This window comes from Marinoscillum furvescens DSM 4134 (assembly GCF_003386095.1).
Lineage (GTDB): Bacteria > Bacteroidota > Bacteroidia > Cytophagales > Cyclobacteriaceae > Marinoscillum > Marinoscillum furvescens.
The window spans coordinates 100,682-124,442 of the sequence record NZ_QREG01000003.1 but is presented as its reverse complement, the minus strand read 5'-3'; the positions used below and the strand labels follow the sequence as shown (position 1 = coordinate 124,442).

10 protein-coding genes are annotated in these 23,761 nt (G+C 45.6%); all 10 read left to right on the top strand.

What is annotated here, in order from left to right; translation table 11 throughout:
• Positions 1 to 2: 2 nt before the first annotated feature.
• A complete protein-coding gene (locus C7460_RS04310; RefSeq protein ID WP_115866850.1) occupies positions 3 to 3,254 on the top strand; it encodes a VCBS repeat-containing protein in 3,252 nt (1,083 codons plus the stop codon).
• The gene (locus C7460_RS04305; protein ID WP_115866849.1) at positions 3,254 to 6,463 is read left to right on the top strand and encodes a VCBS repeat-containing protein; all 3,210 of its coding nucleotides are present in this window, start codon (positions 3,254 to 3,256) and stop codon (positions 6,461 to 6,463) included. Before C7460_RS04310 ends, C7460_RS04305 begins: the two co-directional genes overlap by 1 nt.
• Positions 6,464 to 6,493: 30 nt before the next feature.
• Positions 6,494 to 7,510 carry an aldo/keto reductase gene (locus C7460_RS04300; protein WP_115866848.1) on the top strand — a complete coding sequence of 339 codons (1,017 nt, stop codon included), beginning with the start codon at positions 6,494 to 6,496 and terminating at the stop codon, positions 7,508 to 7,510.
• Positions 7,511 to 7,730: 220 nt separating this feature from the next.
• Positions 7,731 to 9,113 (top strand): 3-keto-disaccharide hydrolase, encoded by a 1,383-nt coding sequence (locus C7460_RS04295; protein WP_115866847.1) that lies wholly within the window; start codon positions 7,731 to 7,733, stop codon positions 9,111 to 9,113.
• Positions 9,114 to 9,239: 126 nt separating this feature from the next.
• Positions 9,240 to 10,442, top strand: coding sequence for a Gfo/Idh/MocA family oxidoreductase (locus C7460_RS04290; RefSeq protein ID WP_115866846.1), 1,203 nt, complete (start codon positions 9,240 to 9,242; stop codon positions 10,440 to 10,442).
• 286 nt (positions 10,443 to 10,728) lie between these two features.
• Positions 10,729 to 11,769, top strand: coding sequence for a LacI family DNA-binding transcriptional regulator (locus tag C7460_RS04285; protein WP_115867070.1), 1,041 nt, complete (start codon positions 10,729 to 10,731; stop codon positions 11,767 to 11,769).
• A 264-nt stretch (positions 11,770 to 12,033) separates the two neighbouring features.
• Positions 12,034 to 15,147 (top strand): SusC/RagA family TonB-linked outer membrane protein, encoded by a 3,114-nt coding sequence (locus C7460_RS04280; RefSeq protein ID WP_170147884.1) that lies wholly within the window; start codon positions 12,034 to 12,036, stop codon positions 15,145 to 15,147.
• An 11-nt stretch (positions 15,148 to 15,158) separates the two neighbouring features.
• Positions 15,159 to 16,676, top strand: a complete 1,518-nt coding sequence (locus C7460_RS04275) for a RagB/SusD family nutrient uptake outer membrane protein (protein WP_115866844.1) — start codon at positions 15,159 to 15,161, stop codon at positions 16,674 to 16,676.
• A 12-nt stretch (positions 16,677 to 16,688) separates the two neighbouring features.
• Positions 16,689 to 17,852: a hypothetical protein gene (locus C7460_RS04270; protein WP_115866843.1), complete on the top strand. Its 1,164-nt coding sequence runs from the start codon at positions 16,689 to 16,691 to the stop codon at positions 17,850 to 17,852.
• A gap of 64 nt (positions 17,853 to 17,916) precedes the next feature.
• Positions 17,917 to 23,502: an Ig-like domain-containing protein gene (locus C7460_RS04265; protein WP_115866842.1), complete on the top strand. Its 5,586-nt coding sequence runs from the start codon at positions 17,917 to 17,919 to the stop codon at positions 23,500 to 23,502.
• Positions 23,503 to 23,761 lie beyond the last annotated feature (259 nt).

Genomic DNA, 23,761 nt, shown 5'->3' with positions numbered 1-23,761 from the left:
AGATGCAAAAAAACTGCCTCAAAATACTCATTCTGATGATGCTTTTTTCTTGTGAGATTGACCAAAAGGAGAAGCCGACATTTAGACTTATGCCCGCAGAGGAGATTGGCGTATCGTTCATCAATGAACTTTCCTTTGACAAGGAATTCAATGTCTATACCTACCGTAATTTTTACAATGGGGGTGGGGTCTCTATAGGAGATGTAAATAATGATGGGTTAGCAGACATCTACCTCACGGCCAACCTCAAAAGCAACAAGCTTTTCTTAAATAAAGGCGATTGGAAGTTTGAGGATGTCACAGAGCAAGCTGGTGTTGGAGGTCAAAAAGCCTGGTCTACCGGAGTGACTATGGCCGATGTGAATGGAGATGGCTTTTTGGATATCTATGTGTGCAACTCAGGTGATGTAAAAGGTGATAACAAACAAAATGAACTGTTTATCAATAAGGGAGACCTCACTTTCACGGAATCTGCTGAAGCCTATGGTTTAGCCGATAAAGGCTATTCCACGCATGCCTCCTTTTTTGATTATGACAAGGATGGAGATTTGGACGCTTACATTCTTAATAACTCATATCAAGCCATTGGCTCTTTTGACCTTCGCAGAAACGAACGTCCCAAACGGGACTCCCTTGGAGGGGATAAGCTCCTTCGAAACGACGAAGGAATGTTTGTGGATGTAAGCGAGGAGGCAGGTATATACGGCAGTATTATTGGTTTTGGTCTTGGAGTCACGGTGGGCGATGTGAATCGTGACGGCTGGGACGATATCTATGTTTCCAACGACTTCTTTGAAAGAGACTACCTTTATTTGAACACGCAGAATGGCGGTTTCGAAGAAGTTCTGACCGAGCAAATGAATTCCATCTCTGGGGCATCCATGGGAGCGGACCTGGCTGATGTCAACAATGACGGGTACAATGATCTGTTTGTCACCGAAATGCTCCCCTCTGATTACAAAAGACTAAAATCCGTCACCACCTTTGAGGATTGGAACCGCTACAACTATAGCCTTGAAAATGGCTACTACCATCAATTTACACGAAATACTTTTCAGGTGAATAATGGAGATGGTTCCTTCAGTGAACTGGGGCGTATGGCTGGAGTAGAAGCCAGCGACTGGAGTTGGGGAGCCTTATTTTTTGATATGAACAATGACGGATTCAAAGACCTGTTTGTAGCAAATGGGATATATCAGGACCTTACTGACCAGGATTATCTCCAGTATATTTCTAATGAGGAGGTGGTCAAGTCTATTGTCTCAAACAATGAGGTCAACTACCAGAAACTCGTAGAACTTATACCTTCCAACCCCATTCCAAATCAGGCCTATCTTAACAATGGCTCACTGAAATTTGATGAAAAGACGGAGGAGCTTGGGCTTGCTACCCCAAGTTTCTCCAATGGATCTGCATACGGAGACCTGGATAATGACGGAGATTTGGATCTGGTGGTGAATAATGTGAATATGGAGTCTTTTATCTACCAAAATCAGTCTGAGGAAGGCAACTATATTCAGTTTGACCTCAAAGGTAAAGCCAAAAATACCAATGCCGTGGGTGCAAAAATCACTGTGCGACAGGGAGGGGTTACTTACTATGTAGAGCAGCAACCCATTCGTGGCTTTCAGTCCAGTGTAGACCCCAGGCCGCACCTGGGATTGGCGACTGCTGAGCCTGTGCAGGTCACCGTGACATGGCCAAGTGGTCAGGTTAGCACCTTTGATAGACTTGTCGCAAATCAAAGTCACACGTTGAAAGAGGCAGATGCCACAGCTGGGAGTGTGGATACTAAAGGCGACAAACGAAAATTATTCCAAAGAGTTGACGCTGAAATTGACTACCGCCATGAAGAGAATGAATTTGTAGATTTTCATAGAGACAGATTACTCTATCATATGAACAGTACCGAAGGTCCTAAAATGGCTACAGCCGATGTGGACGGAGATGGTTATGAAGATTTGTATCTGGCAGGAGCCAAAGGCATAGCGGGTAGATTGCTAATGGGAACTGCCGACGGTGGCTTCAAGCTTGGAATGACATTTGAGGAGGAAGCCATTTCAGAAGATGCGGAGAGTATTTTCTTCGATGCAGATGAGGATGGGGATCAAGACCTGTATGTATGCAGTGGGGGTACGGAGTTTTCTTCATCTAGCAGTGCACTAGCGGATAGGCTCTACATCAATCAGGGCAGTGGTAAATTCGTCCTATCAAAACAGCTTTTGCCGGTTTCGGGTGCCTATGTTAGTTCATCTACAGTATCAGCAGCAGATGTGGATATGGATGGAGACATTGACTTGTTTGTTGGAGAGCGTTTAAAGCCATTGAACTACGGCCTTCCTGGGAGTGGATACCTATTGCTTAATGACGGGGCAGGCACTTTTAAGACTACAGAATTTCCGGATTTGGGCATGATTCGGTCTAGTGCTTTTGGGGATTTGGATGGAGATGGAGATCCGGATTTGGTGGTGACTGGAGAGTATATGGGAATCTTGGTTTTTACCAACGAAAATGGAACTTTGAAAAGTTCTAAGGCTCAAACAGACGTTCTAAAAGGTTGGTGGAGCGCACTTCATCTTGTGGATATGGACGGTGACGGTGACCTGGATATACTGGCCGGAAATCATGGACTAAACAGCCGCTTTCGGGCTAGTGAAGAGCAACCGATCAAACTCTACATTCAGGATTTTGACCAAAACGGTTCACTTGATCCGGTATTGGTACAAACAGCACCTTCAGGGCGTGAGTTTCCTTTTGCGTTGCGACATAACCTCATCGATCAGATGAAGGGACTCAAAAAGAAATTTCCGAACTACGAGTCGTTCAAAGACGCCTCTATTGATCAGATATTCTCTTCTGAAAGTTTAAGTGCAGCGAGCGTATTGGAAGTGAATACGCTGGAGTCTATGCTGCTTCTCAATGACGGAAACTTTAGCTTCTCGCCTAGATCATTGCCTGATCAGGCGCAAGTAGCACCGGTTTTTGCTATTTTGGCACATGATTTTGATGCAGACGGTGATATGGACGTGCTGCTCGGAGGAAACTTATATGGAACCAAACCAGAAGTGGGTAGGTATGATGCCAGCTATGGAGCATATCTGGAAAATCAAGGACCCGCCACGTTTACTACATATCCTGATGGGCATGGCTTTAAAGTGAGAGGGGAGATTAGGGACATTCGAGTAGTGGGAACTGAAGTTATGGTAGCTCGCAATAGTGATGAGCTTGTACTTTTCAATTACAGTCAAAAATAATGGGGTATCGGCAGATTGGAATCATTGCACTGTTTTGCATTCTGGGGTGTACTCAAGAGGAACAGGATGTGCTGTTTTCTCTTTTGCCTGGGGAGTTTACTGGCGTGAGCTTTCGCAACGACCTGCCTCACGATGAAAATTTGAACATCATTGACTACCTCTATTTTTATAATGGTGGAGGAGTAGCTGTTGGAGACATAAATAATGATGGCTTAGAGGATTTGTACTTTTCATCAAATACTGGTGATAACAAACTTTACCTCAATCAAGGAAATTTCAAATTTGAGGATATTACCGAGCCAGCAGGAGTGGCGTCTCCCGGTGCATGGAAAACAGGGGTGACCATGGCAGATGTAAATGCCGACGGTTTGCTAGATATTTACGTATGTCGCGTGGGGGCATACAAGGACATCAAGGGGAACAATGAGCTCTATATTAATAATGGAGATAGTACATTCAGTGAAAAAGCTTCGGATTTTGATTTAGACTTTTCTGGATTTTCCACTCAAGCCGCGTTTTTTGATTATGACAATGACAATGACCTTGATGTATACCTATTAAATCATGCAGTTCACACGATTCGGAGCTATGGGAAATCTTCATTGAGGTTAGACGAGGATCAAAAAGCAGGGGATAAACTGCTGCGTAATGATGGAGGCCGTTTTACTGATGTCACCAAATCGGCTGGTATTTTCAGTTCGCCAATAGGATATGGTCTTGGTTTGGGGATTTCTGATGTCAATAAAGATGGATATATGGACATCCTGGTATCCAATGACTTTCATGAAAATGACTACTTGTACCTTAATCAGGGTAACGGAACATTCGTGGAGCATGGTGAGCAGTGGCTCAGGCATTCTAGTCGTTTTTCGATGGGGAATGATATTGCTGATGTGAACAATGATGGGCATCCAGATATCATGACATTAGATATGTTGCCAGATGAAGAGTTGGTTCTTAAAAAATCTGCTGGGGAGGATCCTTACGAGATTTACAAATTAAAATTGGACTTTGGGTTTATGCCTCAGTTTGCGCGAAACACCTTGCAAATTAATAATGGGAACGGCACGTTTTCGGATGTTGCATTCATGCATCAGCTTGCAGCTACAGACTGGAGCTGGTCAGTGCTGTTTGCAGATTTTAATCTGGATGGCCAAAAGGATCTTTATATCACAAATGGAATCGTCAAGCGCCCAAACGATTTAGATTACATAAAATATCTATCGGACAACCAGCTCACCAATACAGAGTCCGGAGACCAGGACTTAATTTCGCAAATGCCCGAAGGACCAGTGTTAAACCGATTTTTTAGAAATAATGGTTCAGCTGGTTTTGAGCCCGTAATTTGGTCAAGTGAGCGCGCTGGCTATTCTAGTGGAGCCGCTTATGCAGACCTTGATTTGGATGGCGACCTTGATTTGATTGTTAATAATATCAACGCTCAGGCGTCAATTCTTAAAAACAACACCAATAGGGAAAGTCTAACCATCAAATTCGAAGGTCCCAAGGGAAATCCTGAGGGAATCGGCGCACGATTGCAGGTTTATCAACAGAACGAAATACAGTACTTAGAAAACGTACCTGACAGGGGGTTTTTATCCAGAGGGACAACTAGACTGATTGTTGGTTTTGACTCTCTAGGAATAGATTCTTTGCGGGTATGGTGGCCTGGAGGTAAGACTCAGGTGATTCGTGATATTGATAGGAAGGAACTTACGGTATATTATGATCAAGCAGACAATCTTCCTTTGTCGAGTCCGGTAAAGTCTCCAATGTTTCAGAAAATAGATTTTGATAGTTCTTTTGTTCACGCTGAAAATCAATTTGTGGATTTCAATTATCAGGCACTTATTCCACACATGGTGTCACGCGAGGGGCCGGCCATAACTGTAGCCGACATCAACGGAGACAACTTAATGGATGCCTATATCGGCGGAGCTGCAGGACAAGCTTCCTCTATTTATTTACAAAGAGATGGCAAGCTGATCTATCATTCTGACTTGACAGCATCGATTAGCAGTGAAGCTGTAGATGCTATTTTTTTTGATGCTGATAATGATGGGGACCTGGATTTGTATGAAGTCACTGCTGGCAACCGTGAGATTGGAGCTAACCCAAAATTGCTGGATCATTTTTATCTCAATGTGTCAGGCGTATTTGAACAGGCCGATGAGCGTTTGCCAAAGCTGTACCAGCATGGATCTGCTGCGGTGGCATTTGATTATGATCAGGATGGAGATCAGGATGTATACGTGGGAGGGCGCGTGATTGCCGGACAGTATGGCAAGCCACCTGAAAGTTACCTGTTGATCAATGACGGTAGTGGATATTTTAGTTCGCAGGCCTGTAGTCATGGCATGGTAACAGACGCCAAGGTTCTTGATTTGAATGGAAATGGGGTATCTGAGTTGGTAGTGTCGCAGGACTGGGGAAGTCCTCAAGTTTTCACAGTAGAAAACGGTAAGCTGAAAGCTTTGAATATCCCAATTCTTGAGGAGTTGAAAGGTTGGTGGAATCAAGTGGAATCAGCAGATCTGGATGGAGATGGTGACCTTGATTTGGTTTTGGGCAATCTTGGACTTAATACGAAACTTACAGCTACACCTGATAGTCCCGTACGAATGTATGTTGCGGATTTTGATGGAAATGATTTTCTCGATCAAATCATAACTTACCAAAAGAAAGGAGTGGAGTACCCTATTAACAATAAGGATGAGTTAGCGGCACAGATGCCCATTATCAAAAAGAAGTACACCAGCTACCAAGAGTTTGCTGGTAAGACCGTGCAAGAAATTTTTGGAGAAGAGGCATTGCAAAACAGTAAACAGTATGAACTAACGGAGCTTAGATCATTGGTCCTTATAAACCAAGGAGGATTAGCTTTTGATGTTTTGCCTTTGCCAAATGCATTTCAAAAAGCACCGATGTATGATTTTGCTTTACTAGATATTAATGGAGACAAGTTTGTTGATATTGTCGGTGGTGGTAATCAAACACATATGCATACTTACTTCGGAGCCCATGATGCCAGTTATGGAGAGGTAGCTTTTGGTGACGGTCTTGGGAACTTTACAGTATTACCTCCAGATAAAAGTGGTATATCTATTTTTGGGGATGTGCGGAGTATTGTTCCTATCACTCTGAATAACAAGGTCACCCTAATTTTTGGAGTAAACGATAAGCCAATCTCTGTTTATCAATCGAATTAAGGTTTAATTTTTACTTGAAATACCACATCAATGCAAATCAACGACAAATCAGGATATAAGAAATACTATGCAGCGGAGGATCGCTATGAGCAGGTGCCCTTCAAGCGCTGTGGGCACAGTGGCATCCAGCTACCCATGATTTCGCTGGGCCTTTGGCACAACTTCGGCCATGCAGATGACCTGCTCAAAGCACAAAACATACTCCGTACTGCTTTCGATTTGGGCGTAGTGCATTTTGATCTGGCCAATAACTACGGCCCCCCTTTTGGCGCAGCAGAAACCAACTTCGGTCGACTTTTCAATGAAGACTTTTTGCCGTACCGAGACGAACTCTTTATTTCTTCCAAAGCAGGCTACGATATGTGGCCCGGCCCTTATGGCAATCTGGGTTCCCGTAAGTACCTCATCTCTAGCCTAGATCAGAGCCTCAAACGAATGAATCTGGACTATGTGGATCTTTTTTACCACCATAGACCAGACCCAGATACACCGCTAGAAGAGACTATGGGAGCGCTAGACCATATCGTAAGATCGGGAAAGGCACTGTATGTGGGAATCTCCAATTATCCAGCGGATTTGGCTGAGAAAGCTATCAAAATTCTAAATGAGCTGGGAACTCCTTGTCTCATACATCAGGCACGCTATTCCATGTTTGACCGGTGGGTAGAGGATGGATTGCTGGATGTGCTCGATCAGTATGGCGTTGGCTGTATAGCGTTTAGTCCGCTAGAGCAAGGCATGCTCACCAATAAATACGTCCATGGGATTCCAGAGGACAGCAGAGCTGCCAAAGGTATGACCTACTTACAGCGTGAAGCGGTGGAGCAAAAGCTTGAAGCAATCAAAGCACTTCATCAGGTCGCCTCAGATCGTGGCCAGTCGCTGAGTGAGATGGCTATTGCGTGGCTGCTAAAAGACCAACGTCTCACATCCGTACTCGTGGGAGTAAGCACACCCGATCAGCTCAAGGCCAATGTCAATGGGCTTACCAACCTGGAGTTTAGCGCTGATGAACTGCAGGCCATCAGAAAGGTACTGGAAGCCTGATTACAAAACTTATTAATTACACTAGAATGCCAGCGTGCCAGAGTACGCTGGCTTTTTAGATTTTGAGTATGGATTATCTCATCAAAACACTGGTCGTATTATCTATTTTGCCATGAAGCGTGATTTCACGGCCTGGTTTTTGTTTGATTCATCATTTTCTGTGTAGAAAATACATAATTTTAAAAGTGTTATTATTCAGAAAATTCAAACCCGACATTTGATGAGAACCATTTCAACCAGGATATTTTTAGTTGGCGCGCTAGTGCTAGGATTGACCCTTTCGATCAATGCACAGTGGAAAGAGCTGTTTAACGGAGAAAACCTCAAAGGCTGGAAACAGGTCGGAGGACAGGCCAACTACACCGTGGAGGGGGGAGTGATTGTAGGCACGGCAGTTCCCAATACTCCAAACAGTTTTTTGATCACAGATAAAAAATATGGTGATTTTATCCTCGAACTGGAAGTACATGTCAGTAGTCAGTTAAACTCGGGCATTCAGATCAGGTCCAACATAGACAAGGCCTACCGAGATGGTGTTTTTCATGGATATCAGGTTGAGATTGACCCTTCAGATCGCGGGTATTCAGGGGGTATTTACGATGAGCAACGTCGTGGGTGGCTGTATCCGCTTGGGAGAAATGAAAAGGCACGAACCGCCCTAAAGCTTGCAGACTGGAACAAGGTACGCATTGAAGCGATAGGCAATACCATCTATACCTGGATTAATGGAGTGCAATGTGCCAGACTTGTAGATAATATGACTGCAGAAGGCCACATCGGCTTGCAGGTGCATAGTATCTGGAAGGACCACCTGGAAGGTGCACAGATGAAATGGCGAAACATTCGTATCCTTACTTCCAACCTGGAAAGTAATCGTAAAGCTCCGGATCCACAGGTGGATGAGATTAGCTACCTGAAAAACGAGCTAACGGAGTGGGAAAAACGCAATGGCTTTCGGCTGCTGTGGGACGGTGAGACCAATGCAGGCTGGCGCGGAGCCAAGCTGGATGATTTTCCGCAAAGTGGTTGGGTAATGGAAAATGGAGAGTTGACCGTGCTGGCGACTGATGGAGGGGAGTCTACGGGTCCTGGAGATATCGTCACCAAAGACAAGTACGCCAATTTTGAGTTAGAGCTGGAATTTAAAATTACAGAAGGAGCCAATAGTGGGATCAAGTACTATGTGGATCCATCTCTCAACAAAGGGTCGGGCTCGGCCATAGGTTGTGAGTTTCAGATATTGGATGATAAAAAACACCCTGACGCAAAAAAAGGAGTGAATGGAAACCGTACGGTGGGTTCATTGTATGACCTGATTCGTGCCGAAGACCGTATAGTAACAGGTCGTCAAAAGCAATTTAAAGGCATCGGGCAGTGGAATAAGGCACGTATTGTGGCCAAAGACGGCAAAGTACAGCATTGGCTAAACAACCAATTGGTAGTGGAGTACGACCGTTTCTCTCAGATGTTTGAGGCCCTGGTGGCCTATAGCAAATATGCCAAATGGGAGAATTTTGGCAGATGGCCAGAAGGCTGCATCCTCCTACAGGATCATGGTAACGAGGTAAGCTACCGTAGTATTAAAATTCGAGAATTGAACTAAAACATGAAATGAGCATGATCATTTTATTCAAAATAATCACCAACCCTGCCTTTGCCGGCAGGCAGGTGGGGATGAATAAAAGGATCATGTGAATTCCATGTGCCTTTGAAAATCAATTATATACACATGAAAAATCAAAAAGCGAGACGGACATTTCTGAAAACTGGGGTACTGGCTGCTGGAGGCGCCATGGCTTTGCCTTCTATGCTTTCAGCCATGTCTTTTGGGAAGGAGCGTGTACGACTAGGAGTTATTGGTACTGGGCAGCGCGGTACAGGGCTCATCAATTTGGCCAACAAAATCGAAGGTTTGGATGTGGTAGCGTGTGCAGATGTGATTCCGTTTAGATTGGAGCATGCGCTCAAACTAGCTCCTGGTGCCAAAGGTTATGCTTCGCATGAGGGGTTGCTAGAAAATAAAAAAGTGGATGCGGTGATCATTGCTACTCCGCTGAGTACGCATGACGAAATAGCACTGGCAGCCCTGGATGCCGATAAACATGTGTATTGTGAAAAAACCATGGTAAAAGGTATCGCCGAAACACAGGCGGTAATTACCAAAGCCAAGGCAACAGATAAAGTTTTTCAGACCGGGCATCAGTACCATAGCAGCCCGCTATACAATCGTGCACTGGAGATCATTCGCTCAGGGTACCTGGGAGAAATTACGGCATACGAATGTCAGTGGAACAGAAACGGTAACTGGCGCCGATCAGTGCCAGACCCTAAGTGGGAGCGGATGATCAACTGGCGCATGTATAGAGAATACAGCGGAGGGTTAGTTGCGGAGCTTATGTCGCATCAGATAGATTTTATCAACTGGGTGACCGAAAGCCACCCGGCAAAAATCACCGGGTTTGGTGGCATAGATCATTGGAAAGACGGTAGAGAAACTTTTGACAATGTACACCTGCTATTTGAGTACCCTTCAGGACTAGACGCTTCTTTTGAGTGCACCACCACCAATGGTTTTGAAGATTACCAGATAAAGGTTTTGGGCAAAAAAGGGACGATGATTTTGGACTATACCAAAGGAGTGATCTATAGCGAGCGCAAAGGCGAAGCACTCAAAGGTATGGTGGATGGAGTGTCTGGAGCCACTATGGATGCCTGGCAACGCGGAGAGGCCGTGCCTATCGAAGCACCTGGGAATGATCCTACTCTGGATGCTTTGAGGCAGTTTTATGAATCCATCACGGAAGGCAAACCGGTCATCTCCAGTCTGGAAACAGGCGCACTCACTTCCAAGTGTGTGCAGATTTCGCTAGACGCACTCTACGAGGAAAAAATCAAATACTGGAAAGACTATCCAGAGTTGAATTTTGGTTGATAAATTCACTTTGAGCATAATTCGTGAGCCCTGGCCAGATTTGGTTGGGGCTTTTTTTATAGCTAGAAATAGCGCATTAATTTAAGGTTGGCGGGATTCGGAGGTGCAGAGTTGTTTTTATTATTAATCGATTAAGCATATCTTTGTTTGGAAGAGATACCGACGGTTTCTCTTGAAACAAAATCCTTTCGTGCTCCTTTTTATCCAGAGCGCTTGCAATACCAAAAAGGTTTGAATGCAGGTGGCTGCGAATAGTACTGCTAACCCTATTGGTAAATATTCATTCATGAAAAAGAAAAAAACATCCCTCAAAGACATTGCTAAAGAAGTAGGTGTTTCCATAGCTACGGTATCTTATGTACTCTCCAAAGGAGCGAATAGCCGGGTAAGTGTGGAAATGTCTGAGAAGATCAAAAAAGTAGCCAAAGAGCTCAATTATCAGCCTAACCAAATAGCCAAAAGCCTTAAAAGTGGTAAGACACATACCATCGGATTGATCGTGGCGGATATTTCCAACCCATTTTTCGCACACATCGCCCGTATTGTGGAAGATGAAGCAGCCAAATTGGACTATACGGTGATTTTTGGTAGTTCAGACGAGAAAGCCGATAAGTCATGGGGGTTGATTAAGTTTTTGATGAATCGGCAAGTGGATGGGTTTATCATAGTGCCAAGCGAAGGTTCCAATGATCAGATTCAGTACCTCGAAGATCACAACAAGCCCTATGTGCTGATTGACCGTAGATTGCCCGAGCGCGAGTCCAATTATGTGGTCATCGACAACCATGAAGTAGCCTATCAGGCAGTGAAGCGACTGATCGATACGGGTAATGAGCGTATAGGGATGATCGCCTATTCCAATGGCCTACAGCATATGAGAGATCGTGTTAGCGGATATCGCATGGCCTTACAAAACCATGGCATTTCTTTTGATAACAGCTGGTTGAAGGCAGTGAACTTTGATCAGGTAAAAGAAGGTGTTAGGGCTGGGATTGATGATTTGCTCAATGGCCCCAAGCCCATTGATGCCATATTTTTTGCAACCAACACACTGGCTGTGGAAGGGCTCAAATACCTTGATAAGCTTAATGTCCGTGTGCCAGATGACATCTCGATTGTGTGTTTTGACCAGGGTGATGCTTTTGATTTTTACTATTGTCCACTCACATATGTGAAGCAGCCATTGGTGACCATGAGTGAGGAAGCTGTGCGCATTCTCATTAGCCAAATAGACGACCCTTCTTTGCCAAAAGTGCAAAAGAGCTTACAAGCAGAACTTGTAATTGGTAAATCGTGCAGTGGGCGCCTGATGGCCGATAAAAACTAACGGTCACCGTTAGTTTGTGATACCTTTTTGTTAATTTTTCCAATTTAATGTTTTGGATTTAATAACAAATTATTACTACATTGTAGCCAGTTTTGTTTTAAAGATTAAACGTTTAACCATAATCAATTAAACGTTTAAACATAACGATGTGGATGTGGTAGGATTTGGCGGAGAAAGTGCTCCTTTTTCTGTTACATTTTTTTGAAAGCAAAAGAAAGGCTACACGCTCGTTTTGGTAAAATCTAACCTAATAAACAGATGATTATGAAAGCAACCTTAAGGTTTGGCGTACTGCTCGTGGGAATGATGTACAGCATGTGTGTCATTGCGCAGGAGCGAATGCTAACAGGTACAGTCACAGATGACCAGGGCAATGAACTCCCTGGGGCAGCGGTCCAGATCAAAGGAACTGGGACCGGAACCGTTACTGACATTGATGGGAACTACAAGTTAAACGTTTCATCAGGTGATCAGGTATTGGTAATTTCTTTCGTGGGATTTCAAAACAAAGAGATTCCAGTAGGAAGTAAATCAGTTATCAACGTGGAGTTGAGTCAGGATCTTCAGACACTTGGTGAAGTGGTGGTGGTAGGGTATGGTACGCAAACCCGAAGAGACCTCACTGGGGCCATATCCTCTATAGACGCCAAAGCGATAGAGGATAAACCACTAGCATCACTGGAGCAGGCACTTGAGGGCCGCTTGTCAGGAGTGGTGGTGCGCCAAAACTCCGGACAACCAGGTGGTGGTATCTCTGTACGTATTCGAGGTATTACATCGCTGAATGGTAATAATGAACCACTCTACGTAGTGGATGGTGTGCCACTAGAGGCTAACCAAAACAACGAGACAGCCAACTTTAGTAACCTGGGCGGAGGAAGTGGACAGACGCGTGTATCTGCACTATCCACACTCAACCCGTCAGATATCGAATCGATCGAAGTACTCAAGGACGCATCTGCAGCAGCCATTTATGGTTCGCGTGCAGCAAATGGCGTAGTGCTGATCACCACCAAAAAAGGAAAGCAGGGGCAGTCAAAGATCAGCTATGAAGGCTACTATGGCGTTCAGCAGACTTCCAAAATGCTGGATATGATGAACCTGCGTGAATATGCAGAGTATCAAAACGACATTCGTCCGCAGGTGGGTTGGGATCCATCGCTAGAACATTCCAGACCTGAGCGATTAGGTGAGGGTACCAACTGGCAAGAGGAAATCTTCCGTGTGGCTCCTGTGCAAAGCCACCAGATTAGCGTTTCGGGGGGAAATGAATCTACTACTTATTATTCTTCCATGAACTTTTTCGATCAGGATGGAATCGTATTGAACACAGATTTTCAGCGGTTTTCATTCCGGATCAATGTAAGCCATAAAGTAAACGACTGGTTCAAAATCGGGAACTCCGTAAACATCAGTAAGTCTAAGGAGCACGTAACGCTCACAGACGCTTCGGATGGAATTATTGCCGGGGCGCTCCGTGCCGCACCAGACATTCCTGTAGCCTACTCAGATGGTGGCTGGGGTGGACCCACCATCGTAGAAGGTACCGGAGGCATCAATAACCCCGTAGCCTGGTCTGAAATTCGAAATACCACCTTTGATCGTAAAAAAATCCTGGGGAATACCTATGCGGAAATTAATATTCTAAAAGGCCTCAAATGGAGATCAGAGTTGGGCTATGATTTCAATGTGAACAATTCCGGGGTTTTTAACCCAATGCACGAGATAGGCAACGGAAATGAAATAGCTACTTCCATTAGAAAGTCTGTTAATAATACATACTGGCAGCTGAAAAACTACCTGACTTACGATCAGCAGTTTGGTCAGCACAAACTCACCGTGATGGGTGGTCACGAAATGCAGCAAAACGAATACCGCTGGATCGATGGTACTGTTCGTGGACACCTCACCAATGACATTCAGGAATTATCAGCTGGAGACCAGACCACCGCTACCAATGGTGGGGGAGTAGCCTACTGGGGCATGATGTCTTATTTTGGCAGAGTAAATTATACCTTCAAAAATCGCTATCTGTTTACAGGAACTGTCCGTGCAGATGGCTCTTCCAACTTCGATATTGGCAATAAATGGGGTGTTTTTCCTTCGTTTTCAGCAGGTTGGGTGCTTAGTGAAGAAAACTTCTTCCCGAGCAATGGAGCCTTTAACTGGATGAAAATTCGTGCTGGATATGGTGAGACAGGTAACCAAAACGTAGGGGGATATGCTTACGGTGCACTCCTGCGAAACATTCCGTCTTCGTATGGGCCAGCATTGTTGCAAGACAACATTCCAAATCCCAACTTAAGCTGGGAGACCATGGTGTCTTACAACCTGGGTGTAGAGCTGGGTTTTTTGAATGACCGACTAAAACTCGACGTGGATCTTTTTAAGAAAGTATCAAGTGACTTTTTGCTTGTGGTGCCTTCTATGGACTATTATGGAGCTATTAGCCCATTCGACTGGCTGGGGCTAAACCCTGCCACCATCAACGCTGGCGAAATGCAAAACCAGGGAGTAGACCTCTCGCTGAAGACCGTAAACATCGATAAAAATGGGCTACGCTGGAATACTAATGTGGTTTTTTCACACTACCGCAACGAGCTCACCAGTATGCCAAATGGTGTGGCCTCCATCAAAGAAACATTTGAGTGGAGCAACGTGCTCACCCAAACCGATGTGGGCCAGCCTTTGGGACAGTTCTGGGGTTATAAGGTAGACAAACTCTTTACCAGTGAAGAAGAGGTACGCAATGCACCCTATCAGGGCGAAGTAGGGCCAGAAGGTACCTGGATGGGAGATATCAAATGGCAAAACATCAATGGTGATTCGGTTATCAATGGCGAAGACAAGACCTATATCGGTAATCCGCATCCGCTCTTTACTTTTGGTTTTGGCAATGACGTGAAATTCAGAAATTTTGATTTGTCAATATTTGTAAACGGCTCGTATGGCAACGACATCTACAACTGGAACAGGCACTACACAGAAGGGATGGCTCAGGTGATTTCCAATGTGTCTACCGTGGTAAAAGATCGCTATACTGCAGAGAATACTGATACGAACGTCCCCAGATATGTGCAAGGTGACCCTAATGGCAACGCTACAGAAATATCCGATCGCTTTGTAGAGGATGGCTCATACCTACGCATTCAAAATGTCACCATTGGGTACACGCTCCCAGCTCCTGTGATCAACAGGCTAAACATCACCCGACTGAGAGTCTATGCGACGTTCCAAAACCTTTACACCTTTACCAGGTACTCAGGGTTTGATCCTGCCATTGGATCTTACAATCAGAATGCCCGACTCACTGGGCTAGATCCCGGGCGCTATCCTGTGCCTCGCATCATGCAATTAGGTCTCAACTTGAACTTTTAATCTGAATTGTCATGCTAAAAATATTCAAATCAAAGATTCGACTGATCACGCTAGTAGTGTTGTTGATGGGGTGTGCGGAGGAATCATTCCTTGATCAGCCCCCCAGAAGCAACCTTACTATTGACAACTTTTTCAATAATGACGATCAGCTTTTAGCGGCAGGTGCTGCTATGTACCATACGCCATGGTTTTACTACAACTATCACTTGCTGGCGTGTGCTGGAGACATCTACGCTGGCAATGCATCATCTACAGGTGGTTCATTTGCTCAGTTTCGAAACTGGAACCTCAATGCCACCAATGATTTCGTGCACGAAGGTTACTTTTCCCTGTGGTGGGTGGTGGCTACGGCCAATACCGTACTAGACAACCTTGAAAATCGGCTTGGGCCAGATGTCACGGAAGAAGGCGTACAGCGTGTGAAAGGAGAAGCAATGGCCATGCGTGCGATTGCATATTTCCAACTGGTACAGCTTTTTGGGGATATACCTATCCTGGATGCCAATATGGAGGACTATGCGGCCAACACACTACTGCCTAAAAACCCGGTAGCGGATGTTTATCAGTTCATCATCCAAGATCTGTCAGCCGCTTCTGAGATGCTGCCTTCTAGCAGACAGGAAAACGGTAGACTGTCAGAGCAGGTAGCCAATGCTTTTCTGGCTAAAGTTCATCTAACACTTGGCAATCACAATGAAGCGCTGACTCTTTTGGACGAGGTAATCTCTAGTGGCCAGTTTGCGCTGCTGCCGGAGTACGGCAACTTGTACAAAGAAGAGTTCGATAACAACTCTGAGTCCGTCTTTGCACTGCAATGGGTAGCATGTCAGGGCTGGGGACAAGGAAACACTACCCAGGCATGGACCGCACCATTCGGTGAAAATATCACCACAGTAGGAGATGGCTGGGGGAGCTATAAGCCTTCTCAAGACCTGATCGATGCTTATGAAGAGGGTGATGGTCGCAAGTATCACACCATCATGGAAAACGGAAACTACTATCCTGATCTGAAGTCTGAAGAAGGTGGGTATACTTACAATGGCACCGTGCCGCACTTTAGAAAGTACGTGTCGGGAAGTCCAGCTGAAGGCAATGTATGCTTCATGAGTACAGGAAATAACACATACTTAATGCGATATGCAGACGTATTGCTGATGCATGCTGAGGCTATCCTGGGTACCAATGGGGTAACTACTGATGCAGCTGCTCTTGCTTCGTTTAATCAGGTTCGTGAGCGGGCAGGTTTAGAAGCCAAAACTTCTATTACCAAAGCGGATCTCCTGCACGAGCGACGAGTAGAGTTTGCTTACGAAGGTCAGTACTTTTTCGACCTGAAAAGGCTCATGGATAAGGATCGTGCCAAGTCAATTTTGTTGGCGCAGCAACGTGGCACGATAGAAAATCCTTATCAGCTGGCCTCCATCAATGATAGTCAGTTTATTCTGCCAATTCCTCAGGCCGACGTGGACAAAAACCCTATGCTAGCGCCTGATGAAGCACCTGTTCCTTATGATTTTGGTAACCAATAGACCCTCAAGCTCATGAAAATGCAAAAACATAACAATAGATGGAAAGGCTTGCTGCTAGCAATTGCGCTGCCTTTGCTGATGGCCTGTAATGAAGAGATGGCCATGCCTGAAATTCAGGAAGTGATCAACACCCGAGACTCTTTATCTGGAGAAGAAGGGTTTCCCGGTGACTTGATTTTTATCGATGGAGCTGGGTTCTCTGATGTTTCTAGAATCACCTTTACTTCCGTAGCTACTGAAACCGAGGTGAATGCGGTGTATAACCCCGCTGTACAGTCGGATATCACACTGATGGTCAATGTGCCTTTTGATGAAGAGGCCGGTAGCGAGCTGGGACCACAAACGGTGAAGATTTACAATAGTGAAGGGGAATTCACTACTATTGATTTTACCATTTTGCAGCCAGACCCATTCATCGAAGAGTTTAGTGTGCAAGTAGCAGAACCTGGTGATGTGGTTGGGATTATTGGTCAGTGGTTCCAAAACCTTCAAGCGGTTTTCTTTGGGGATTTGCCCATGGAAGTGGTAGCTAGCACCTCTACTACCATTCAGGCCAAAGTACCAGAAGATGCTGTAGAGGGTGCTAATGTCCGGGTAGTTACTACCGCTGGCGATACCCTTTCGTCAGGTCGGTTGGAGCTGGATTTGGGTACATTTTACCTGGTGTCAGATTTTGATGACAATGGCACCCATCCCAATGGAGATGACGGAGGACAATGGTGGACCTGGGGTGACCTGACAAGCGGTGGGGAAAACGATGAAAACCCTGTAGATGGTAGCTATTACCAGTATACCTGGGATGGCACGTTGGAAAATTACTACCTCGGTGGCTCTACCAACCAAAGCGAAGATTTTGGTATTCAGCAAACGGATCCTTCTAAGGTGTTTTTCCAGGCTTATGTGACCGGTGCAGGCACTGGTGCTAAGCCAGATGTGGTATTGCGTACAGATGGCGGCATCCACTGGGTATATGAAATAGAGGGTACCGATAGTTGGGAGTTGGTATCTATTCCATTGTCCGATTTTACCGCCAGAGACGCTACAGATGAACCGTTGGATCCATCTACCGTAGGTCGTGTAGGTTTTGAATTCAACACTTCGGTGAATACCGGGTATTCTCCTGAAAACCCAATGATCTTTAGACTAGATAATGTACGTTTTCTAGAAAAAGACTAACCATCAAATAAGCATCCCGGTGAAGCACCAGGGATGCTTTATCACCAAACCAAACAACTAAAAAATGATGAAAAGAACTATACTTCTACTGCTGTGGTGCATGGCAGTGTGTGGGACATCCTTTGCCCAAAGCGATTTCGTTCTGGGAGATTTTGAGGGCGGAGCCATCTCTCCTTTCTATTCGGGCGGGTGGCAACCTGGTGGAGTGGATCCTACCAAACTAGAAAATGTAGACAATCCAGATGCTTCGGGTATCAACACTTCCTCTAAGGCCTTGAAAATGGTCTATTACGGAGACTGGGGAGGCGGTGGCCTTTGGATAGATGACCCTACTACATACAGTGATTATGATGAATTTTGGGTGGATGCCTATTATGTAGGTAGCACCGGTAGCCTGCGAATTGGATTCGATAACAGTGCCAATAGCACTGCAGGGACCGAGCAGACCCAAACAGTAGCCACAGCAGACACCTGGGTAACTTTGAAATTTGATCTGACGGATGTAACTCCCGGTCAGTATAAAAACTTTGGATTCAACCCAAGTGTAGATTCCGTATTCTTTGATAACCTAACTTTCAAAAAAACCAGTACAGACCCTGGAACTCCTGTGACGGCCATTTCAGTATCAGCTGAGGGAGGTGCCACAGGAATAGCTACTGATAAAGGCACGCTGCAGCTTACCGCAAGCATTACGCCAGAGAACGCTGATAGCACACGCGTAGAATGGACGATAGAATCAGGAACTGATTTTGGCTACATCAATGAAGACGGGCTGCTCACTGCCCGGAACAATGGCAGCATTACTGTGAGAGCGAGCGCTACGGATAACAGTGGAGTCTATGGTGAAGCAACGTTTACCATCACCGGTCAGGCTCAGCTGGAGTCTTACCTTACCTTCGATCTGGAGGATGAAGACCTGTCTGGTTGGCAGTCCTGGGACAATGGTACCGTGGAGATCGCCAACAACCCAGACGCAACAGGGATCAATACTTCAGCCAAAGTCATTAAAGTAACCGCGCCAAGTTCCTATGAGCCTGCTGCTTATTATTTTGGAGAATCTCCCTACGTGAATGGCGTGGAGGAAGTATGGGTGGATGTGTACGTACCCAACGTCACATCTAAAGTGAAAATCCGAATCGATCAACGGGTTAGTGATACGCTTCAAGAGATACATGATATCGTCATCCCTATGACTACTCAAGATGAATGGGTGACGCTAAAGGTCGACCTGATCGCGCATGGAATTACACCATACGGCTATACGAGCTTTGTAGTGGCTCCCAACTATTTTCAAGAACTCTATGTAGACAATGTCCACTTCATGGGTATTCCGGTAGAGCTTGAGGCTGTGGCTATCAGCGATGAGGTCACCACTATAGATCAGATGGGAGATACGCTGCAGCTACAAGCGGTTTTTACACCTTCAGATACGTGGTATCAGGATGTGACCTGGGAGTTGGTTTCAGGAACTGAATATGCTGATCTTCTAAGCGACGGTAAACTGGTAGCGAAAAGTAACGGAGAAGTTGTCGTGAAAGTCACCTCTCAGCACAATACAGCTCTCAGTAGCCAGTTGACTATCAGCACCTCTAATCAAGGAATAAAAGTCACATCTATTGTGGTAAATACACCCAATGATGTAACTGAAATCACTGAAAACGGAGGAACGCTTCAGCTTACTGCTGAGGTAACTCCATCCAATGCGGATACTACAGATGTAGACTGGTCCATAGTGGCGGGTTCCGAGCTGGCACAAATTTCAGCTGCAGGTTTACTCACTGCGAAAGCGAATGGTGAGGTCACTGTTCGTGCGACAGCACAAGATACAAGTGGAGTTTTTGGAGAAAAGATCATTACGATCAGTAATCAGGTAGTTCCTGTCACAGCAATTAGTATTAATGCTGACGGTGCCACAGGAATTGATACCGAAGGAGGTACTTTACAGCTACAGGCCGTAGTGAGCCCTGAAGATGCTACGGACCAATCAGTCACCTGGACCATTACATCTGGAGAATCCTTCGCAACTCTCTCTGAAACAGGACTGTTGACTGCAACTGCTAATGGTGAGGTCACTGTACGTGCTACCGCTAATGATGGCAGTGAAGTGTTTGGTGAAGAAACGTTTACGATTTCCAATCAACCGATATTGGTCACAGGAATCACTATAGAAGATGGAGGAGCTACAGGGATAGATACAGATAAAGGTACTCTTCAGCTCTCGGCCGTGGTTTCACCAGAAAACGCTACGGATGCTTCGGTAACCTGGAGTCTTGTAGCGGGTAGTGAGATAGCTTCTATTTCTCAGGAAGGATTGCTTACAGCTCAGTTTGATGGAGAGGTCACTGTACAGGCTGCGGCCAACGATGCCAGTGGTGTTACCGCACAGAAGACCTACACCATTTCCAATCAGTCTGGAACTATACTCGTGACCGACGTTTCCATAGAAGATGGTGGTGAAACAGGTATTTCCACGGAAGGTGGTACGCTGCAGCTAAGTGCAAGTGTGCTGCCAGAAGATGCTACCAATAAAAATGTGACCTGGAGCATTACTGATGGCGAAGCGTTTGCTACTATTAATGAGTCAGGGCTACTAACTGCCACAGCGAATGGGACAGTTACCGTTCGTGCATTGGCTAAAGATGGCTCGGGCGTATTTGCAGAATCCAGTTACACCATTTCAGGTCAGCCGGTAAAAGTTACCAGTATAACCATCGAAGATGGTGGAGCTACCGGAATTTCCGAAGATCAGGGAACCCTGCAGCTTTCAGCGTCTGTAAAACCAGATACAGCTACTGATCAGTCAGTGATTTGGAGCATTACAGAAGGAGAAGCATTTGCTACCATCAGCGAAACGGGATTACTTACGGCTACAGCTAATGGTACCGTGAAGGTAAAAGCTACAGCTGGAGATGGTTATGGAGCATTTGATGAAAAAGAATATGTGATTTCTGGACAAGTTGTGTTGGTAACGGCAATCACTATCGACGATAATGGAGCTACAGGCATTGATGAGCCTGGCGGTACTTTAGCACTATCCGTTACGGTTTCACCAGAAGATGCAACCGACCAATCAGTGGCATGGAGTATATCTGCTGGGGAGACTTTCGCGAGTATCAGCGATGAAGGAGTACTCACCGCCCAGGCAGATGGTGAAGTGACTGTAAAAGCGATGGCCAAAGATGGATCTGGAGTTTTTGCTGAGAAACAATACACCATTTCTGGACAACCGGTGCTGGTTACGGCTATCGAAATAGAAGATCAAGGGAAAGAAGGAATTTCTGAAGATGGTGGCACGTTGCAGCTTAGCACTAAAGTGAGCCCGGATGATGCCACTGATCAGACTGTTTCCTGGAGTATTTCGGAAGGAGAAGCATTTGCCACCATCGATGATACAGGTCTTTTGACGGCTGTTGCCAATGGGCAAATCAAAGTCAAAGCGATGGCCAATGATGGATCTGGAGTTTTCGCTGAAAAAAAATATGTGATTTCCGGGCAGGTAGTACTTGTCACCTCCGTAGAAATCAAGGATAATGGAACTACAACGATTTCTGAGCCTGAAGGCACCTTGCAGCTGACAGCTGAGGTATTGCCGGAGGATGCCACAGATAAGACAGTGGAGTGGTCAGTGACTGCTGGATTTGAGGTGGCTGCCGTGAGTGAGACAGGACTGCTTACTGCTATGAGCAATGGTGAGGTAACCGTTCGCGCCAAGGCGGTAGATGGCTCCGATGTGTTCGCAGAAAAGACTTACACCATATCAGGGCAAACGGATGAGATTATCAAAGATGTGACCTTTTATGACTTTGAAAATGGACTGAGTTCATGGGGAGTATGGAATGGAGGTACGCTCATGCAAGTGGCTAATCCAGACGCTTCTGGGCTCAATACTTCTGATAATGTGCTGCACCTGACCTTCACTGGAGATTGGGAAGCAGTGAATAAATGGTATGATGCAAGTCCGTTTACCGAGGAGATAACTGCGGTATGGGTGGATGTCTATGTGCCCGGATCGGGCGCTTCTGTCAAAATGAATATCAATGAGCCTATCGATAGCAGCTTGCCGGCCAACATTGAGACAACACTCGAGGTACCTGTTGGTAATACCTGGGTCACGCTGGAGTATGACCTGACTGGCCTGGAGCCAGAAGAATACCGTCAAATAGCGTTTTTCCCGCAAGGAACAAAGGAGATCTACCTGGACAATATCCGATATAAAGGAACTCCAAACGAAAATCCGATCACAGCCCTGGAGATTTCAGCAGCTGCTGATGGGATCAGTGAAGACAATGGCATGATGCAACTAAGCGCGACCATTACGCCTTCAGATGCACAGGATACATCCATTTCCTGGAGCATTGCAGCGGGTGCTAAGCACGCATTGGTGACGAGAGATGGGTTGCTGGTGGCTATCAGCGATGGTACTGTCACCGTGCAAGCAAACGCTACGGATGGTAGTGGAGTCGTAGCAGAAAAACAGTTTACCATTAGCAATCAGCAAATGATTGATGCTGCAAGCGCTGGAGTAGGGACGCTGGTGGATAGCAAAGGTGAGCGCATGAGAGGTACACCTGTGACAATTGGTAAGAAACTCGAAAGTGCAACGGCCTATGCTACTGAGCAGAGTACTTATGAGGATATCAAAGAAAGAAGCCTTAACACCGTAAGACTCGGTTGGGTCGATCCTTGGTACGAACTTGAAAACTATGACTACTGGACATTGGAAGAAGCACTTCCATACATCGACTACAGTGTGGCCAGAGCCACCGCAGCTGGTATGAATATCATCATCAACTACCATACGGTGGGCCAGTTTACGGATAATTATGCCTCAGCAGACATGTCCCAAATCAATGCATTTTGGGAAATAGTAGCCGACCGCTACCAGCACAACGAGTATGTGTATTACGAGCCTCTCAATGAGCCTGCATTTGGAGATGGAGCGAAGTATATCGCTACCAATTTTAAAGCAGAATTGTTGAAGGTCTATAAAACCATCCGTACTAAAGCACCCAAGCGTGAAATGTTGATTTTTAGTTTCAACAACTGTGATGAGACCAATGAGCAGGTGATAACGAGCTATGCCAATGATCTGGACTGGAACTACACCACCATTGCCTATCACCTCTACAGCACACCTACTACTGCTACCGTGCAAAAGTGGATGAAAGACTACCGTGTGATGTGTACCGAGTGGGACTATCCGGGGAGCTACGATTATGTGATCGATGTGGATGGTTTCGCATTGGGTGCGCGTACACTGGAGGCCATAGGTAGTAGCTGGACCGACTGGAGAGAAAATGGCTGGGGAGATACCAGCCTGGATCAGATGGATGACATCTTGATTCCTGATGCCAAGGCCAATGGCTACTGGTGGGGTGATGGCAACACCACACTGGGAGTGGCTGAGCACAAGGTGCATGTATATCCAAATCCATTTGATTCGTACCTGACCATTGCAGCAGAAAGCAGCGCGATCAGCAGTGTAAAAGTAGTTTCACTTACTGGTCAGGTAGTGCTGACAAAAGCAGGTGTGGCATTGACGGAAATGGAAGTGGCCGTAGGGCAACTAGCCGGAGGAGTCTATGTGCTAGCCATCGATTTTGTGGATGGAAGTAGTAAATCAATCAAGATCGTGAAACACGACAAATGATATACTGCCCAGGTTGGTACGGTCATATAGATTATGCGTGCAAAGCAACCCAACCTGGCAGTTTAATCCGAAATTGTCAATTGAGAGATTAATGACAATGCCGGATTTAAACCTTAAAGTACCTCTTTGGGGTGTTTTATAATCAGGCGCCTGGCTAGTCACATCAAATGGAGCACGGATGTGAAGAGTCAGGTGCTTTTTTAGCTCAAGAGATTCCGAAAACGGAGGTAGCTAAGTCTATGAATGCCTATATTTCAAT

Bases quoted from the DNA above. Each gene is read 5' to 3' on its own strand.
- C7460_RS04310 (WP_115866850.1), top strand. From the start codon at position 3: ATGCAAAAAAACTGCCTCAAAATACTCATTCTGATGATGCTTTTTTCT.
- C7460_RS04305 (WP_115866849.1), top strand. From the start codon at position 3,254: ATGGGGTATCGGCAGATTGGAATCATTGCACTGTTTTGCATTCTGGGG.
- C7460_RS04300 (WP_115866848.1), top strand. From the start codon at position 6,494: ATGCAAATCAACGACAAATCAGGATATAAGAAATACTATGCAGCGGAG.
- C7460_RS04295 (WP_115866847.1), top strand. From the start codon at position 7,731: ATGAGAACCATTTCAACCAGGATATTTTTAGTTGGCGCGCTAGTGCTA.
- C7460_RS04290 (WP_115866846.1), top strand. From the start codon at position 9,240: ATGAAAAATCAAAAAGCGAGACGGACATTTCTGAAAACTGGGGTACTG.
- C7460_RS04285 (WP_115867070.1), top strand. From the start codon at position 10,729: ATGAAAAAGAAAAAAACATCCCTCAAAGACATTGCTAAAGAAGTAGGT.
- C7460_RS04280 (WP_170147884.1), top strand. From the start codon at position 12,034: ATGAAAGCAACCTTAAGGTTTGGCGTACTGCTCGTGGGAATGATGTAC.
- C7460_RS04275 (WP_115866844.1), top strand. From the start codon at position 15,159: ATGCTAAAAATATTCAAATCAAAGATTCGACTGATCACGCTAGTAGTG.
- C7460_RS04270 (WP_115866843.1), top strand. From the start codon at position 16,689: ATGAAAATGCAAAAACATAACAATAGATGGAAAGGCTTGCTGCTAGCA.
- C7460_RS04265 (WP_115866842.1), top strand. From the start codon at position 17,917: ATGATGAAAAGAACTATACTTCTACTGCTGTGGTGCATGGCAGTGTGT.